Annotated in this window: 16 protein-coding genes; 8 read left to right on the forward strand and 8 right to left on the reverse strand. The window is 70.9% G+C overall.

The window, feature by feature from the left end; translation table 11 throughout:
• Positions 1-11: 11 nt before the first annotated feature.
• From ACZ4Z4_RS21420 to pdhA, 3 genes are read right to left on the reverse strand one after another with little or no spacing between them, the layout of a single operon-like run.
• The gene (locus tag ACZ4Z4_RS21420) at positions 12-1,436 is read right to left on the reverse strand and encodes a dihydrolipoamide acetyltransferase family protein (protein ID WP_468329326.1); all 1,425 of its coding nucleotides are present in this window, start codon (positions 1,434-1,436) and stop codon (positions 12-14) included.
• A gap of 26 nt (positions 1,437-1,462) precedes the next feature.
• Positions 1,463-2,479, reverse strand: coding sequence for an alpha-ketoacid dehydrogenase subunit beta (locus ACZ4Z4_RS21425; RefSeq protein ID WP_468329329.1), 1,017 nt, complete (start codon positions 2,477-2,479; stop codon positions 1,463-1,465).
• Positions 2,476-3,621 carry a pyruvate dehydrogenase (acetyl-transferring) E1 component subunit alpha gene (gene pdhA, locus ACZ4Z4_RS21430; protein WP_468329332.1) on the reverse strand — a complete coding sequence of 382 codons (1,146 nt, stop codon included), beginning with the start codon at positions 3,619-3,621 and terminating at the stop codon, positions 2,476-2,478. The genes ACZ4Z4_RS21425 and pdhA overlap by 4 nt, the downstream gene beginning before the upstream one ends.
• Before the next feature lie 190 nt (positions 3,622-3,811).
• On the opposite strand from pdhA, the gene ACZ4Z4_RS21435 reads away from it, so the two are divergent.
• On the forward strand, positions 3,812-4,393 hold the full coding sequence (locus ACZ4Z4_RS21435; protein WP_468329335.1) for an Lrp/AsnC family transcriptional regulator: 582 nt from the start codon (positions 3,812-3,814) through the stop codon (positions 4,391-4,393).
• Between the two features lie 19 nt (positions 4,394-4,412).
• Here the strand turns inward: ACZ4Z4_RS21435 and ACZ4Z4_RS21440 are convergent, their stop codons facing one another.
• Positions 4,413-5,006: a TetR/AcrR family transcriptional regulator gene (locus tag ACZ4Z4_RS21440; RefSeq protein WP_468329338.1), complete on the reverse strand. Its 594-nt coding sequence runs from the start codon at positions 5,004-5,006 to the stop codon at positions 4,413-4,415.
• Positions 5,003-6,514, reverse strand: coding sequence for a 3-hydroxyacyl-CoA dehydrogenase (locus ACZ4Z4_RS21445; protein ID WP_468329341.1), 1,512 nt, complete (start codon positions 6,512-6,514; stop codon positions 5,003-5,005). Before ACZ4Z4_RS21445 ends, ACZ4Z4_RS21440 begins: the two co-directional genes overlap by 4 nt.
• A gap of 197 nt (positions 6,515-6,711) precedes the next feature.
• Here ACZ4Z4_RS21445 and paaN point away from each other — a divergent pair, with 197 nt between their 5' ends.
• The gene (gene paaN / locus ACZ4Z4_RS21450; RefSeq protein WP_468329344.1) at positions 6,712-8,403 is read left to right on the forward strand and encodes a phenylacetic acid degradation protein PaaN; all 1,692 of its coding nucleotides are present in this window, start codon (positions 6,712-6,714) and stop codon (positions 8,401-8,403) included.
• 68 nt (positions 8,404-8,471) lie between these two features.
• On the opposite strand, the gene ACZ4Z4_RS21455 is transcribed toward paaN, so the two are convergent.
• From ACZ4Z4_RS21455 to ACZ4Z4_RS21465, 3 genes are read right to left on the reverse strand one after another with little or no spacing between them, the layout of a single operon-like run.
• Positions 8,472-9,251 carry a TrmH family RNA methyltransferase gene (locus tag ACZ4Z4_RS21455; RefSeq protein WP_468329348.1) on the reverse strand — a complete coding sequence of 260 codons (780 nt, stop codon included), beginning with the start codon at positions 9,249-9,251 and terminating at the stop codon, positions 8,472-8,474.
• Positions 9,248-10,567, reverse strand: a complete 1,320-nt coding sequence (locus ACZ4Z4_RS21460; protein WP_468329464.1) for an HTTM domain-containing protein — start codon at positions 10,565-10,567, stop codon at positions 9,248-9,250. The genes ACZ4Z4_RS21455 and ACZ4Z4_RS21460 overlap by 4 nt, the downstream gene beginning before the upstream one ends.
• 23 nt (positions 10,568-10,590) lie before the next feature.
• Positions 10,591-11,484, reverse strand: coding sequence for a DUF5819 family protein (locus ACZ4Z4_RS21465; RefSeq protein WP_468329351.1), 894 nt, complete (start codon positions 11,482-11,484; stop codon positions 10,591-10,593).
• A gap of 192 nt (positions 11,485-11,676) precedes the next feature.
• Between ACZ4Z4_RS21465 and paaA the strand changes: the two genes are divergently transcribed.
• The 6 genes from paaA to ACZ4Z4_RS21495 all read left to right on the forward strand — a co-directional run bounded on the left by paaA (position 11,677) and on the right by ACZ4Z4_RS21495 (position 16,569).
• Positions 11,677-12,696 (forward strand): 1,2-phenylacetyl-CoA epoxidase subunit PaaA, encoded by a 1,020-nt coding sequence (gene paaA, locus ACZ4Z4_RS21470; RefSeq protein ID WP_468329354.1) that lies wholly within the window; start codon positions 11,677-11,679, stop codon positions 12,694-12,696.
• A complete protein-coding gene (gene paaB, locus ACZ4Z4_RS21475) occupies positions 12,693-12,983 on the forward strand; it encodes a 1,2-phenylacetyl-CoA epoxidase subunit PaaB (RefSeq protein ID WP_030972485.1) in 291 nt (96 codons plus the stop codon). Before paaA ends, paaB begins: the two co-directional genes overlap by 4 nt.
• Positions 12,980-13,726, forward strand: a complete 747-nt coding sequence (paaC, locus tag ACZ4Z4_RS21480) for a 1,2-phenylacetyl-CoA epoxidase subunit PaaC (protein WP_468329357.1) — start codon at positions 12,980-12,982, stop codon at positions 13,724-13,726. The genes paaB and paaC overlap by 4 nt, the downstream gene beginning before the upstream one ends.
• Positions 13,720-14,220 carry a 1,2-phenylacetyl-CoA epoxidase subunit PaaD gene (gene paaD, locus ACZ4Z4_RS21485; RefSeq protein ID WP_468329360.1) on the forward strand — a complete coding sequence of 167 codons (501 nt, stop codon included), beginning with the start codon at positions 13,720-13,722 and terminating at the stop codon, positions 14,218-14,220. Before paaC ends, paaD begins: the two co-directional genes overlap by 7 nt.
• The gene (locus tag ACZ4Z4_RS21490; RefSeq protein WP_468329363.1) at positions 14,220-15,290 is read left to right on the forward strand and encodes a 2Fe-2S iron-sulfur cluster-binding protein; all 1,071 of its coding nucleotides are present in this window, start codon (positions 14,220-14,222) and stop codon (positions 15,288-15,290) included. The genes paaD and ACZ4Z4_RS21490 overlap by 1 nt, the downstream gene beginning before the upstream one ends.
• A gap of 145 nt (positions 15,291-15,435) precedes the next feature.
• Entirely contained in the window at positions 15,436-16,569 is a 1,134-nt protein-coding gene (locus ACZ4Z4_RS21495; protein ID WP_468329366.1) for an acyl-CoA dehydrogenase family protein, read from the forward strand.
• Positions 16,570-16,572: the final 3 nt, after the last annotated feature.

Genomic DNA, 16,572 nt, shown 5'->3' on the forward strand with positions numbered 1-16,572 from the left:
GCGAGGCCTGCTCACACCGACCGCAGCAACACCGCCGGTTGCTCGACGCAGTCCGCCACGTAGCGCAGGAACCCGCCCGCCGTACCGCCGTCGCACACCCGGTGGTCGAAGGTGAGCGACAGCTGCACCACGTGCCGCACCGCCAACTCGCCCTGGTGCACCCAGGGCTTGGGGACGATACGGCCGACTCCGAGCATGGCCGCCTCGGGGTGGTTGATGATCGGCGTCGAACCGTCGACCCCGAACACCCCGTAGTTGTTGAGCGTGAAGGTCCCCCCGGTCAGCTCTCCCGGGGTCAGCGTGCCCGCCCGGGCGCACTCCGTGAGCCGGATCAGCTCCGCGTTGATCGACTCCGTCGTCCGCGACTGGGAGTGCCGCACCACGGGGACGACGAGCCCCCGCTGGGTCTGCGCGGCGAACCCGAGGTGGATGTCGGCGAACTGCCGCACCTCCCGGGCCTCCATGTCCACCGAGGAGTTGAGCTGGGGGAACCGGGTCAGCGCGGCGACGCTGATCCGGGCCAGCAGCGCGAGCAGCGACACCTTGTGGCCGCTGTCGTGTTCCGTCATCGCCGCGTTCATCGCCTTGCGGGCCGCCAGCAGCTCCGTCGCGTCGGCGTCGACCCAGCAGGTCGCCTCCGGTATCTCGCGTCGGCTGCGGGCCATCTTGTCCGCGACCAGGCCCCGGATGCCGGTCAGCGCGTGCCGGGATTCGAGACCCGCCCTCTGCGGCTCCTCGCCCGCCTCCACCTGGCGGCGCGCCTCGGTGCGGCCCGCGCGGATCCGCTCGTCGTCCTCACGGACCGCCGCCTTGATCGTCGCGGCCCTGCCGGCGGCGATGGCCGACTCGACATCGGCCCGCGTGATCAGTCCGTCCGGCCCCGAGCCCACCAGACTCCGCAGCTCGACGCCGTTCTCCCGCGCCAGCTTCCGTACGAGAGGGGAGATCACCGGAACGGGACCGTCCGGGACGTCTACCGGTGGCGGCCCAGACGAAGCGGAGGGCACCGGCTGCCCCGGGCGCACTGGCTGCACTGGCTGCACCGGCCGTATCGGTTGCACCGGCCGCACTCTCCTGCGGCGCGCCGGCGCCGCCCCCGTGCCGTATCCGACCAGCACATTGCCCGAGGTCTCCTCGGCGGCCGTCTGTAGCGCCCGCTCGGCGGGCTCCTCAGGGGCCGACGGCCCGGCCTCCTCGGCCGGAGCGCCCACGGCCACCGTCAACAGCGGTGCCCCCACCGGGAGTTCCGCACCCTCCTCGCCGAAGCGGGCCGTGACCACGCCTCCGTAAGGGCACGGCACCTCGACCATCGCCTTGGCCGTCTCGACCTCGACGACCGGCTGGTCCACGGCGACGACGTCACCGACCTCGACCAGCCAGCGGACGATCTCCGCCTCCGTCAGCCCTTCCCCGAGGTCGGGCAGTTTGAATTCCATACTGTTCACATCAAGAGCAGGGGCCATCAGCTCTCCGCCTCCCACTGGAGCCGCGCGACGGCGTCCAGGATCCGGTCGACACCGGGCAGATGGTGCTTCTCCAGCATGGGCGGCGGATACGGGATGTCGAAGCCCGCGACCCGCAGCACCGGCGCTTCCAGGTGGTGGAAGCAGCGCTCGGTGACCCGCGCGGCGATCTCGCCGCCGGGGCCGCCGAAGCCCCCCGACTCGTGCACGACGACCGCCCGCCCCGTGCGCCGCACGGACGCGGCGACCGTCTCGTCGTCGAACGGCACGAGGGAGCGCAGGTCGACCACTTCGAGGTCCCAGCCCTCGGCGCGCGCGGCCTCGGCCGCCTCCAGGCAGACGGGCACGGACGGGCCGTACGTGATGAGCGTGGCGCTGCGCCCGGTGCGCCGCACGACCGCGCGGCCTATCGGTTCAACGCTCTGCGGTGCCTCCGGGTTCCAGTCGGCCTTGGACCAGTACAGGCGCTTCGGCTCCAGGAAGACGACGGGGTCGTCGGAGGCGATGGAGGCCCGCAGCAGGCCGTAGGCGTCGGAGACCGTGGCCGGCGTGACGACATGGAGGCCCGGCGTCGCGATGTAGTACGCCTCGGAGGAATCGCTGTGGTGCTCGACGCCGCCGATGCCGCCTCCGTAGGGCACGCGGACGGTGATGGGCAGCGGCATCGCGCCGCGCGTGCGGTTCCGCATCCGCGCCACGTGCGAGATCAGCTGCTCGAAGGCCGGGTAGGCGAATGCGTCGAACTGCATCTCGACGACGGGCCGCAGGCCGTACATCGCCATGCCGACGGCCGTGCCGAGAATGCCCGCCTCGGCCAGCGGCGTGTCCGTGCAGCGGTCCTCGCCGAACTCCTTGGCGAGCCCGTCGGTGATCCTGAAAACGCCGCCGAGCGCTCCCACGTCCTCTCCGAGGACGTGCACGGACGGGTCCTCGGCCATGGAGTCCCGCAGCGCGCGACCGAGCGCCTGCGCCATGGTGGCCGGTTTGGTGGCGGGCTTCGCCGCGACCGTGGTCATCGCGTTTCCTCCTCGGCCTCTTCCGAGGCCACTTCCAGCTCGGCCCGCAACTGCGCCGCCTGCTCACGCAGTTGCGTGGTCTGCTCGGCGTACACGTGCGTGAAGAGGTCCATGGGGTCGAGCGTGGGGTCCTGGTTCATGCGTTCGCGCAGGTCGGCCGCCATGGCCTCGGCGTCGTCGCTCGCCCGTCGCCTCGTCTCGTCGTCCAGGAGCCCGCGCTCCGTCAACTCCCGCTCCAGGAGCAGGATCGGGTCGTGGTCCCGCCAGGCGGCGACGTCGGTGTCCTGGCGGTAGCGCGTGGCGTCGTCGGCGTTCGTATGGGCTTCGATGCGGTACGTGACGGCCTCGACGAGCGTCGGGCCGCCGCCCCGCCGCGCGCGGGAGACCGCTTCGCTCAGGACTTCGTGCATCGCCACCGCGTCGTTGCCGTCCACCAGGCGTCCCGGCATGCCGTACCCCACGGCCTTGTGGGCGAGGGAGGGGGCGGCGGTCTGCTTGGCGAGCGGCACGGAGATCGCGAAACCGTTGTTCTGCACGAGGAAGACCACGGGGGCCTGCCACACCGCCGCGAAGTTCAGCGCCTCGTGGAAGTCGCCCTCGCTGGTGCCGCCGTCGCCGACCATGGCGAGCGCGACCACGTCGTCACCCTTGAGCCGTGCGGCGTGCGCGAGCCCCACGGCGTGCGGGAGTTGGGTCGCGAGAGGCGTGCTCAGGGGCGCTATGCGGTGCTCGCGCGGGTCGTACCCGGTGTGCCAGTCGCCGCGCAGCAGCGTCAGCGCGGCAGCGGGGTCGAGGCCGCGGGCGACGACGGCGAGCGTGTCCCGGTAGCTGGGGAAGAGCCAGTCCCGCTCCTCCAGGGCGAGCGCCGCGGCGACCTCGCACGCCTCCTGACCGGTGCTGGAGGGGTAGACCGCCAGCCTGCCCTGCTTCGTGAGGGCGGTCGCCTGGGTGTTGTAGCGGCGACCGCGGACCAGTTCCGCGTAGAGACGGCGGAGCAGCCCGGGGTCGGCCTTCTCGGCGGCCTGGGTGCCGAGGACGCGGTACGGCTCCGCGTCCGGCAGCAGCGGCGCGGGGTCGATCCTGGGCTGCCAAGCGGGGGGCGGGGCGGGCCGGTAGGCACCCCGCTGCTCCATGACCGTCATGACGGCACCTCCTGGGGAAGCGGTCTCCTCGTGGGAGTGGGCAGACGAGGCGCGCCGACGTGATGCGCCTCACCTACCGATTGTTCGGTCGACGGCACATTTTGGCTACAGGCACCTCCAGGCTGTGGACAAACGGTTCTCCACAGCCTGGGATGGACGCAGTACGTCCATGGTAGGGAGGCGGGGGGACATGGCATCTGAACGAATGGCCGACGGGCACGACGGCGACCTCCCGGAGCCCCGCGTTCCTGAACCGCGCCCCTCCGAGCGCGCCACCGAGACCCGCGCCCCCGAGCCCCGCGGCCCCGAACCCGCGGTCCCGGACCCTCGCCCTCTGGATGCCATAGACCGCGACATCCTCCAAATACTGCACACGGACGGTCGCGCGTCGATACGTTCGGTGGCCGAGCGTGTCCATGTGTCCCGGGCCAACGCGTACGCGCGCATCAACCGCCTCATCGACGATGGTGTCATCCGGGGTTTCGGCGCGCGGATCAACCACGAGCGCGCCGGGCAGGGCGCGTCCGCGTACATCACGCTCAAGATCGTGCAGAACACGTGGCGCACGGTGCGCGAACATCTGCGCGCGCTCCCCGGCGCCTCCCACATCGCGCTCGTCAGCGGCGACTTCGACGTGCTTCTCCTCGTACACACGCCGGACAACCGCGCACTGCGAGAGCTGGTGCTGACCCGGCTCCAGTCCATCCCCGAGGTGCTCAGCACCCGTACGTTGCTGGTCTTCGAGGAGGACGACATGGAGCCGGACAACTGACCCCGGCGGCAGCCGGGCCTCAGCGGTCGGTGCGCAGCCCCGCGAACGCCAACTGCACCACCGCGTCGGCGATCTGCTCGCCGTTGGCGGCCCCCCGGCTCTCCGGCCGGTACCACTCCACAATGGAGTTGATCATCCCGAAGAGCAGCCGGGTGGCCAGCCGCAGGTCGCCGTCGGAGCGCAGGTCGCCGTCCGCGGCGGCCTCCTTGAGAAGCTCGGCCACCTGCTGGTCGAACTCCCTGCGCCGCTCCATGGCCCACCGCTCGGTGTCGGTGTTGCCGCGCACCCGCAGCAGCAGCGTCACATAGGGCAGCTCGGCGACCAGCACCTCCACGGTGCGGCGCGTGACGTACTCCAGGCGCTCCACGGCACGGCCCACGCGCGCGTGCTCCTCGGTGAGGATGCCGAAGAGCCCGTCGAGGGCCCGGCTCACCGCACGCCGCAGTAGCTCCTCCTTGCCCGCCACGTGGTGGTAGATCGACGACTTGGAGATGCCGGCCGCCTTGGAGAGGTGCTCCATGGACGTGCCGTCGTAGCCGCGTTCGTTGAAGACCCGGACGGCCACGCCCAGCAGCGTCTCCGGGGTGTACGTGTCCCGCCGGACGGTGGTCATGAGTACTCCTCTCGCACGGCCTGGCGCCGCAGTGCCTGGGAGGGCGCGTAACGCCCGGTGGGGTACTCGTCGTGCAGGGCGTCGAGCGCCTCGGCCGCGCGGTACGCGGTGAGGCGGCGGCCCCATTCGACGGGGCCGAGCGGGTAGTTGACGCCGAGGCGCATGGCGGTGTCGATGTCCTCGGCGTCCGCCACCTCTCGTCCGACGGCGTCGAGGGCGAAGTCGACGAGCATCCACACAGTGCGGGCCACGATCATCCCTGGGGTGTGTCCGATGACGCTGACCTCCTTGCCGAGCGCCTGGAAGAGGCCGATCGCCTCCTTCAGGGACTGCTCGCTCACCCTGCTCGACGGGGCGAGGGCGATCCTCGTCGCGGTGCGGTAATCCAGTGCGAGATCGAAGTGGATCGTGGGCTCAGCCGCGGCGTCGGCGGCCGTACCGTCGGCGAGGGCGAGCCGCGCGCCACTGGGCAGCTCGATGAAGCCGGGGCAGCTCGGCACTCCCTCGCCGCGGCCGACTCGTATGCCCGCCGTGCCCATCAGGTCGATCAGCACGTCCGCCGGGAACAGATCACCGTGCACCGCGACGGACGCCGGGGCCTTCTCGGGTGGCGCGGTGTGCGGCTCCGCGCGCGGGGCGTCGTCCTCGTACGCGTACCAGCCCTGGCCCGACTTCCGCCCGAGACGGCGCGACTCGACGAGTCGGCGCTGCGCCAGGGAGGGCGTGAACTTGGGGTCCTGGTGGAAGGCCTCCCACACGGAACGTGTGACGGCTTCGTTGACGTCCTGGCCGATGAGGTCGGTGAGCTCGAAGGGCCCCATCTTGAAGCCGCCGCACTCGCGCAGCACGGCGTCGATCGTGGCCGGGTCGGCGACGCGCTCCTCGTACAGGCGCAGCGCCTCGGCGTAGAAGGGTCGCGCGATGCGGTTGACGATGAAGCCGGGGGTGTCCGCGCAGCGCACCGGGGTCTTGTCCCAGGCCGCTGCGGTCTCGTACGCGCGCGTGGCCGCCGACTCGTCCGTCGCGAAACCGCTGACGACCTCGACGAGGGGGAGCAGGGGCGCCGGGTTGAAGAAGTGCAGGCCGACGAAGCGGCCCGGCGCGCGCAGGGCGCCCGCGATGGCGGTCACGGACAGGGACGAGGTGTTGGTGGCCAGCAGACAGTCCTCGGCGACGACGTCTTCGAGGTCCTGGAACAGCTGCTGTTTGACGTCCAATTGCTCCAGGACGGCCTCGACGACGAGACCGCAGTCGGCGAGCTCCGCGAGGCTCTCGGCCAGAATGAGCCTGGCACCGGCGGCGGCGCGGTCACCGGCCGTGAGCCGACCCTTCTCGACGAGCCGGTCCAGGCGGGCCCCGATCGCGTCGGCAGCCGCCCGCGCGCGGCCGGACACGGCGTCGTACAGCCGCACGGGGTGGCCCGCGACCAGGGCGACCTGGGCGATGCCCTGCCCCATGGTGCCGGTACCGACCACGGCAACGGCGCTGCTGAGCTCGAGTGCTGTCATGCTCGCGATCCTCCCGTACGGCCCATCGGCCGCAGGGTGCGGGGGTGGCCGTGAAGAAGTTGTCCACAGGTTCGGCGGACCCCCTTGTCCCGACCGATCGTTCGGTTACTCTAGCTCTGTCAGAGCGTTCCTGCCCACCGTCCCTGCCCAGCTCGCCAGCTCGATGAAGAGCTGCCCGAGGAGGAGTTGGTCCCGTCATGGCCGCCGAACTCACCGCGCACCAGCTGATCGCCAAGCACCGGCCCACCCTCGACCAGGCGCTGGAGACCATCCGCACCCGTGCGTACTGGTCGCCCCACCCCGAGCACCCGAAGGCGTACGGGGAGGACGGCAGCCTGAGCCTGCCCGAGGGAAAGGCCGCCTTCGACGCCCTCCAGGGCACCCGCTTCGACCTCGACCAGCCCGGCACGGACGACTGGGTGGGCGGAGAAGTATCGCCGTACGGCCTGGAGTTGGGGATCACCTATCCCCATCCGGACATCGACACCCTGCTCCCCGCCATGCGCGCCGGAATGCGTGCCTGGCGCGACGCGGGCGCGGAAGTGCGCGCGATGGTCTGCCTGGAGATCCTGTCGCGGATCAGCGCCCGGACGCACGAGTTCGCGCACGCGGTCATGCACACCAGCGGCCAGGCCTTCATGATGGCCTTCCAGGCGGGCGGCCCGCACGCCCAGGACCGCGGCCTGGAAGCAGTCGCTTACGCGTACGTGGAGCAGTCCCGCACCCCCGACGCCGCCGAGTGGACCAAGCCCCAGGGCAAGCGCGACCCGATCGCGCTGAACAAGCGGTTCACACCCGTCGCCCGCGGCATCTCGCTCATGATCGGCTGCAACACCTTCCCGACGTGGAACGGCTACCCGGGCCTCTTCGCCTCCCTCGCCACCGGCAACCCCGTCCTGGTCAAGCCCCACCCGCGCGCGGTCCTGCCCCTGGCGCTCACCGTGCGGATCGCCCGCGAGGTCCTCGCCGAGGCCGGCTTCGACCCGAACCTCGTCTGTCTGGCCGTCGAGCGGCCCGATGAGGGCATCGCCAAGACGCTCGCCGTGCGCCCCGAAATCAAGATCATCGACTACACGGGCTCGACGTCGTTCGGTGACTGGCTGGAGGCCAACGCCCGCCAGGCCCAGGTCTACACGGAAAAGGCCGGGGTCAACACGGTCGTCGTCGAGTCGACGGACAACTACAAGGGAATGCTGGCCAACCTCGCCTTCTCCCTGTCCCTGTACAGCGGCCAGATGTGCACCACCCCGCAGAACCTGCTCATCCCGCGCGACGGCATCGAGACGGACGCCGGCCCCAAGTCGTACGACGACGTGGTGGCGGACCTCGCCTCCTCGGTGAGCGGCCTCCTCGGCGACGACGCCCGGGCGAACGGCATCCTCGGCGCGCTGGTCAACCCTGACGTGAAGGCGCGCCTTGAAGCGGCAGCAGGTCTCGGCGAGGTCGCCCTCCCCTCACGGGAGATCGTCAACCCCGACTTCCCCGACGCCGTGGTCCGTACGCCGGTGATCGTCAAGCTGGACGGCGCCAAGCCGGACGCCGAGGCGGCCTATCTGAGCGAGTGCTTCGGGCCCGTCTCCTTCGCGGTCGCCGTCGACTCCGCGACGGACGCCGTGGAGCTGCTGCGCCGCACGGTGCGCGACAAGGGAGCGATGACCGTCGGGGCGTACACGACGTCGGAGGAGATCTCCGCCGCCGTGGAAGAGACCTGCCTCGAAGAGTGCGCCCAGCTGTCCCTGAACCTCACGGGCGGCGTCTATGTGAACCAGACAGCGGCGTTCTCGGACTTCCACGGCTCGGGCGGCAACCCCGCTGCGAACGCCGCGCTGTGCGACGGCGCGTTCGTGGCTAACCGCTTCCGGGTGGTGGAGATCCGCAAGGACGCGTGACGCGTGACGCGTGACGTATAAGGCGTAACGCATGCGGCGGGGCGCGTGCGCTCTGACGCGCGGCGGGCTCAGGCCTCCAGCCCAGGAGGCCTGCCCGCCGACCAGTGGAAGAGCGCCATGCCGACGCTCGTCGCCAGGTTGTAGCTGGAGACCTGGGGGCGCATCGGCAGGGAGACCAGGTGATCCGCGCGCGCCCGCAGCGCGGCCGACAGACCGCTGCGCTCCGACCCGAAGGCGAGCACGGCGTCATCCGGCAGCTTCAGCCCCCTGATGTCCTCACCCTCCGCGTCGAGCGCGAACACCGGACCCGGCGGCAGCTCGGCCACCTCCACACGCTCCACGGCGGTTGCGAAGTGCAGACCCGCACCGCCCCGCACGACCGTGGGGTGCCATGGGTCGAGCGTGCCGGTCGTGACGACACCGGTCGCCCCGAACCCCGCGGCGAGCCGGATCACGGCCCCCGCATTGCCCAGATTGCGCGGGTCGTCGAGCACGACGACCGGCGCCGGTCTGGGCACACGGGCCAGTGCTTCGAGGTTGTCCGTACGAGAGGGGCGTACGGCAAGAGCGGCCACCGCCGTCGGATGCAGCCGCGGAACAAGGGCGCGCAGCCGCTCGTCCGGGACCTCTGCCAACAGCGCGTCGAGCGCGTCCCTCACATCGGGCGCCAACTCGTCCGCGAGCGCCAGGACAGCGGACCGGTCACTGGTCAGCGCGACCGGTACCCGCGCGCCGAAGCGCAGCGCATGCTTGATCGCGTGGAACCCGTCGAGCAGCACGGAGGTGTCGGCGAGCCCACGCCAGGCGCGTACGGCGCCGTCGGGGCCCGCCTCATCCGTCCTGTTCATGGAGTGAAGCCTACGCGCGCGTGCTCGGTGGGCTCCTCGCCCCGCTTCCCGCCCCGGGAGCGCGGATCCGGCACGGCACCCTCACCGGCCCTGTCGACGCTGCCGGACAGGACAGACCTGACCGACCTGAGCGACCCGACAGATTTGACCGACCTGACGGACCCGACCGACCTGACCGACCGCAGGCGGGTGACCACCCCTCCACGCGCGCGTGCCGCCCAACCGCCCATCCGTCGCAAAAACGACGTCGGCAGGAACACCGCGTCGGCCGCGATCATCGCGAGCGAGAAGAACGGCAGTCCCAGGACGACCGCGATCACGGCGTGCTCGACGATCATGACGGCAAGCAGGACGTTCTTGACCCGGCGGTTGAAGAGGGTGAAGGGGAAGGCCACCTGCACGGCGACCGTCCCGTACGTCACCAGCAGCACCATGATGCCGCTGGAGGAGAGCAGTTCGGAGAGGGCGGGCCAGGGGGAGAAGTAGTCGAGGTTCAGCGGGTAGTAGACGGCCGTGCCGTCCTGCCAGCGGCTGCCCTGGATCTTGTACCAGCCGGCCGTCGCGTAGATCAGACAGGCCTCGACCATGATCACGAGCAGCCCCGCGTTGTGGGCCAGATTCGCCATGACATCGAGGAGCTTGCGCAACTCGCTCCGCGGAGCCCGCCGCCCCACGGCCCACCACAGGCCGTGCACCAGCCACAGCCCCCAGAAGAACAGCAGCCACCCGCCGCTGAGCTCCCCCATGAACGTCACGGTCGACAGACCGAGCCCGAAGACCCACCACAGGAGGGTCCCCACCCGGTCGACCGGCACGGTGCCCACGGCTTCCGCGCGTGCCGCACGCCGCGCGTCCAGCGACCAGACCTGACCGCACCTAGTGAAGACCAGGTAGGTCGACATCAGGTGGATGACGTTGTCGCCGCCGTCCCCCATGAAGATGCTGCGGTTCTGAAGCGACAGGACACCGACCATGAAGAGCACGGACATCGCGCGCGTGTGCCATCCGAACAGCAGCAGGGCACTGCTGAGGATCGCCAGCGCGTAGACGATCTCGAACCAGACCTGTCCGTCCGACCACATCAGAGCGGTGAAGGCACCGTTGTTCGCGATGAGCCGCTGCGCCATGTCCCAGCTCCAGGGGCCGTCGGGCCCGTACAGCTCATGACGGTGGGGGAGTTCGCGCAGCAGGAAGAACAGCCAGGTGGCGGCGAACCCGATGCGGATCACAGCGGTCTGGTACGGGCCGAGGGCGAACCCGGTCACCTTGTCGATGCCCAGCGTCTTGCTGCGCCCCTGCGTCTTGCCGCGACCCAGAGCCGGCGGGCGTTCGAAGCGGATCACCGTCCCACCCCCTCGGTGCGCGCACGCGCACGGTCCGGCTGACCGGGCTCACCGGCAAGCGGTGGATCGTCGGCAAGCGGCAGATCATCGGGCTCCACCGACCACCACGGAAGCACCCGGTAGGCCGGTTTGAGGGAGACCTTCTCGTCGCTCCACTTCGGCGGCCGCACGTTGGTGGTCTTCGAGCGCATCTGCACGCGCGCGATCTCGTCGCCCTTGCCGCCCGGCTCTTCCCGGTCGAGCCGCATGTACGCGATGCGGCGGAGGTAGCGCTCGGAGAGCTGACCGCGCAGGCCGACGGGACGATTCTGCGAGTCGTGCGAGCCCACGTAGAAGTCCCAGGCGCGGCGGAGTTCATTCTGCTGCGTATGGCTGGGCAGCAGGCTTCCGTCGATGCCGGCGCCGTCCTCGGCGGAGAGCTCGAACCAGTCCGTGGTCCGTACGCCCCCTTCGGCCGTACGAAGTTCCGCGCGGGCCTGCACCGCGACGTTCTGCTGCAACGGGTTGGGCGCGAAGAGCTTCCAGTTCTGCTCGAACTCGGGGTAGATCCACTCGTCGATCACGTCCCCGTGCTGCTTGGTCAGCGTGTTCGACGGCGCGACGTGGAGGAAGAGCATCCCTATGTGGACGCAGGCGGCCACCGCGACGACCACCAAGGCACAGGCAGCTGCGATCTGATATCCGAGCCTGAGTCCGGCGATCCCGGGTTCGGCCGCTGCCGGCTCTGGTGCGGACCCGGCCGACTCCGCCCCTCCCTCCGGCCCGGCAACTCCCTCCGGCCCTTCCGACCCCTCCGGCCCTTCCGGCCTCTCCGGCCCCCTCGGCGCGGGCTCGCCGGGCTCACCGGGCCCGGCGGTCCCACCGCCCGGGACCTTGTCGTACCCGTCCATTCCGCCCCGTTCCCCGTTCCCCGTTCCCGCACCGAACCCTGCCGCCGGAACGGTACTCAGGCCCGACCGTCACGCACAGCGTCCGTGAAGTTATCCACAGGGTTGACACCTTATGGCGGAGGACCGCACCATTGAATTCAACGAACCGAACGATCGGTCGGGCGGTTCGCTCAAGGTCGAGGGGGCCGAGAGATGGCGACAGCAGCCGCACACCAGGCGGCGGGGACGGAGCCGGACAAGGCCGTCGTGCCCGCCGCGGACTCCGCAGCGCGCACGGCAGCGCACCAGGCCGCTTTCGACGCGGCGGTCGCCGCCGACGAGCGCATCGAGCCGCGCGACTGGATGCCGGACGCCTATCGCGCGTCCCTGGTCCGTCAGATCGCCCAGCACGCGCACTCCGAGATCATCGGCATGCAGCCGGAGGCCAACTGGATCACGCGCGCCCCCTCCCTGCGGCGCAAGGCGATCCTCATGGCCAAGGTGCAGGACGAGGCCGGCCACGGCCTGTATCTGTACAGCGCGGCCGAAACCCTCGGCACCAGCCGCGACGAGCTGCTCGACAAGCTGCACTCAGGCCGCCAGAAGTACTCGTCGATCTTTAATTACCCCACGCTGACCTGGGCGGACGTCGGCGCGATCGGCTGGCTCGTGGACGGCGCCGCGATCACCAACCAGGTCCCCCTGTGCCGCTGTTCGTACGGTCCGTACGCACGCGCGATGGTCCGCGTCTGCAAGGAGGAGTCCTTCCACCAGCGCCAGGGTTACGAGTCGTTGCTCGCCCTCAGCCGCGGCACCCAGGCCCAGCACGACATGGCCCAGGACGCGGTGAACCGCTGGTGGTGGCCCTCCCTGATGATGTTCGGCCCGCCCGACGACGAGTCCTCGCACTCCGAGCAGTCCATGACGTGGAAGATCAAGCGCCACTCGAACGACGAGCTGCGCCAGCGCTTCGTGGACATCTGCGTCCCCCAGGCCGAATCGCTCGGCCTGACACTCCCCGACCCGGACCTCGTGTGGAACGAATCCCGGGGGCACTACGACTTCGGCCCCATCGACTGGACCGAGTTCTGGGACGTCCTCAAGGGCAACGGCCCCTGCAATGACCAGCGCATCACCCAGCGTCGGCGCGCACATGAAGAAGGCGCCTGGGTCAGGGAAGCCGCCGCGGCGTACGCCGAAAAGCAGACAGAGCACGGAGAGGCGACAGCATGAGCAGCTCGACCGACTGGCCGCTGTGGGAGGTGTTCGTCCGCTCCCGTCGCGGTCTCTCCCACACCCACGCGGGCAGTCTGCACGCGCCGGACGCCGAGATGGCCCTGCGCAACGCCCGCGATCTGTACACGCGCCGCAGCGAAGGCGTCTCCATCTGGGTCGTGCCGTCCACCGAGATCACCGCCTCCTCCCCGGACGAGAAGGACTCCTTCTTTGAACCGGCCGGCGACAAGCCCTACCGCCACCCGACGTTCTACGAGATCCCGGAAGGGGTGAAGCACCTGTGACCGCCACCCCGGCCCCCGCCCTCTCCACAGCCGACGCCGCGGCCCTCCCCGCCCTGGCCCTCGGCGACGACGCCCTGGTGCTCTCCCACCGGCTGGGGGAGTGGGCGGGACACGCACCGGTCCTCGAAGAGGAGGTCGCCCTGGCGAACATCGCCCTCGACCTGCTCGGCCAGGCCCGCATCCTGCTCTCCACGGCCGGCGACGAGGACGCCTTGGCGTACCTCCGCGAGGAGCGCGCCTTCCGCAACCTCCAGCTGGTCGAGCAGCCGAACGGCGACTTCGCCCACACCATCGCCCGCCAGCTCTACTTCTCCACCTACCAAACCCTTCTGTACGGCCAGTTGGCGGCGGGGGACGGCGAGTTCGCCCCCTTGGCCGCGAAGGCCGTCAAGGAGGTGGCCTACCACCAGGACCACGCCGAGCAGTGGACCCTGCGGCTCGGCGACGGCACGGAGGAGAGCCACAAGCGCATGCAGCGTGGCCTCGACGCACTGTGGCGGTTCACCGGCGAGATGTTCCAGCCGGTCCCGGGCCTGGACGCCGACTGGCAGGCGCTGCGGGACAGCTGGACCACCTCGGTGACGACGGTCATCGAGCGGGCGACCCTGACCGTGCCCGAAGGACCCCAGTCCGGCGCGTGGACGGCAGGAGCCGGCCGGCAGGGCCTGCACACCGAGCCGTTCGGCCGGATGCTCGCCGAGATGCAGCACCTGCACCGCAGCCACCCGGGGGCATCATGGTGACGACCGCGCCCACCGCTCTGGAGGCGGAGCTCCTGGCCCTCGCGGGCTCGGTGCCCGACCCCGAGCTGCCCGTGCTGACGCTGGGCGAGCTCGGCGTGGTGCGCGGCGTCCAGATCCTCGCCCCCGGCAAGGTCGACGTCGAGCTGACCCCCACGTACACGGGCTGCCCGGCGATAGAAGCCATGTCCGCCGACATCGAGCAAGTGTTGCGCGACCGGGGCATGGTCGAGGTCGCGGTGCGGACGGTCCTCTCCCCCGCCTGGTCGACGGACGACATCAGCGCCGAAGGCCGCCGCAAGCTCGCCGAGTTCGGCATAGCGCCCCCGCGCTCCCACACGGCGGACGGACCCGTCCCCCTGAGCCTGTCGATCCGCTGCCCGCACTGCGGATCGACCGACACCGAACTGCTCAGCCGCTTCTCGTCCACGGCCTGCAAGGCACTGCGCCGCTGCGCTTCCTGCCGCGAGCCCTTCGACCACTTCAAGGAGTTGTGATGGCCCGCTTCCACCCGCTCCGGGTTGCGGCGGTCGACCGGCTCACCGACGACTCCGTGACGCTGACGTTCGACGTGCCACCGCCGCTCCGCGAGGAGTACCGCTTCGCCCCGGGCCAGCACCTCGCCATCCGCCGCTTCGTCGACGGCACGGAGATCCGGCGTACGTACTCGATCTGCTCCCCCGCCCCACCCCCCGAGTCCCCGGAGGGTCCCGCGGCCCTGCGCGTCGGAGTGCGCCTCGTCGAGGACGGCGCCTTCTCCACGTACGCCTTCAAGGAAGTCACCGTCGGTGACGAGCTGGAGGTCATGACTCCGGCCGGTCGCTTCACCCTGGACCCCGCCCCCGGGCGCTATGCGGCGGTCGTCGGCGGCAGCGGCATCACCCCGGTGCTCTCGATCGTCACGACGCTCCTGGAGCGCGAGCCGAAGGCGGACTTCTGCCTCATACGCAGCGACCGCACCGCCGCCTCGACGATGTTCCTCGAAGAGGTCGCCGACCTGAAGGACCGCTGGCCCGACCGGTTTCAGCTGGTGACCGTGCTCTCCCGGGAGGAGCAGCAGGCGGGTCTCGGTTCCGGACGGCTCGACGAGGAGCGGCTCGCGGCGCTCCTGCCCGCGCTGTTGCCGGTGTCGGACATCGAGGGCTGGTTCCTGTGCGGGCCGTTCGGCCTGGTGCAGGGGGCGGGGCGGACGCTGCGCGGCCTCGGCGTCCCCCGCAGCCGCGTACACGAAGAGATCTTCCACGTGGACGACGCGGGCGTGCCCGCAGCACCCTCGGCTCCGGCGCCCGCGCACAGCACGGTGACGGCGACCCTCGACGGCCGCTCGGGCACCTGGCCGGTGCTGGAGGGCGAGACTCTTCTCGAAACGGTGCTGCGCAACCGCGCCGACGCCCCCTACGCCTGCAAGGGCGGGGTCTGCGGCACGTGCCGGGCGTTCTGCGTATCCGGCGAAGTGCGGATGGACCGTAACTTCGCGTTGGAGCCGGAGGAGACGGAGGCCGGTTATGTGCTGGCCTGCCAGTCCCGTCCGGCGACGGACACCGTGGAGCTGGACTTCGACCGCTGACCCCACCCACCTCCGTCCCCGGCCCCTGACCACGCCCCGCCCTCGCCCCCGTGCCGCGCCTGTTCCCTTCCGATAGAACCTGTTCTATCTTGACGCCCCGTCAGGTTGGCGGAAGCGGGACGGCCGGGGCACGGGAGGACGGACAGTGGACTTCACCTTCACCGAGGAACAGCAGGCCGTGGTCGAGGCGGCGAAGGCCCTCTTCGCCGACGTCGTGCCGGACGGCGTGCCGAGCCCCGCCCTCACGCCCGGCGCCGTCGCGGAGGACTTCGACCGTGCCTTGTGGTCCCGCCTCGCCGACGCCGACCTCCTGGGCGTGCTCATCGACTCCGAGCACGGCGGTGTGGGCCTGGACCCCATCGCGCTGTGCCTGGTCCTGCGCGAGTCCGCGAAGGTGCTCGCACGGGTCCCGCTCCTGGAAAGCAGCGCAGCCGCGTCCGCCGTACAGACTTATGGCGGGGCCGAGTTGAGGCAAAAGGTCCTGCCCGCGGCCGCCCGTGGTGACCTCGTCCTGACAGTCGCCGCCAACGGCCGCACCGGACACGACCCGGCCGAGCTGGCCGTCACCGCACAGCGCGACGGCGACAGCTGGGTACTGGACGGTCTCCAGACGGGCGTGCCCTGGGCGCAGAACGCCGACCTCGTCGTCGTTCCCGCCCACACCGCCGAAGGACACACCGTCCTCGCACTCGTCCCCCGCATCCACGAGGGCATGACCGTCGCGGAACAGACCTCCACCAACGGCGAGCGCCTCGGCGAGCTCCACCTGGCAGCCGTCCGCGTCGCCGCCTCCGACGTCATCGAGGCCGACGGCGCCTGGGACCGGCTGCGCGACCTGCTCGCCACCGGAACCTGCGCGCTCGCCCTGGGCCTCGGCGAAAGCGTCCTCCGTATGACCAGCGAATACACCAGCAAGCGGGAGCAGTTCGGGCACCCCGTGGCCACGTTCCAGGCGGTGGCCGTGCAGTCCGCCGACCGCTACATCGACCTGCGCGCGATGGAGGTCACCCTCTGGCAGGCCGCCTGGCGCATCAGCACAGGCGCGGACGGCGCCCTGCCCGCAGCGGGAGACGTGGCCGTCGCCAAGATCTGGGCGTCGGACGGCGTACGAAGGGTCGTGCAGACGGCCCAGCACCTGCACGGCGGCTTCGGCGCCGACACGGACTACCCCCTGCACCGCTATCACGCCTGGGCCAAGCAGCTGGAGCTCTCCCTCGGCCCGGCGGCGGCCCACGAGGAGGCACTGGGCGACCTACTGGCCGCCCACGCACTCGGCTGAAGC

This window comes from Streptomyces sp. NPDC030245, assembly GCF_055572995.1.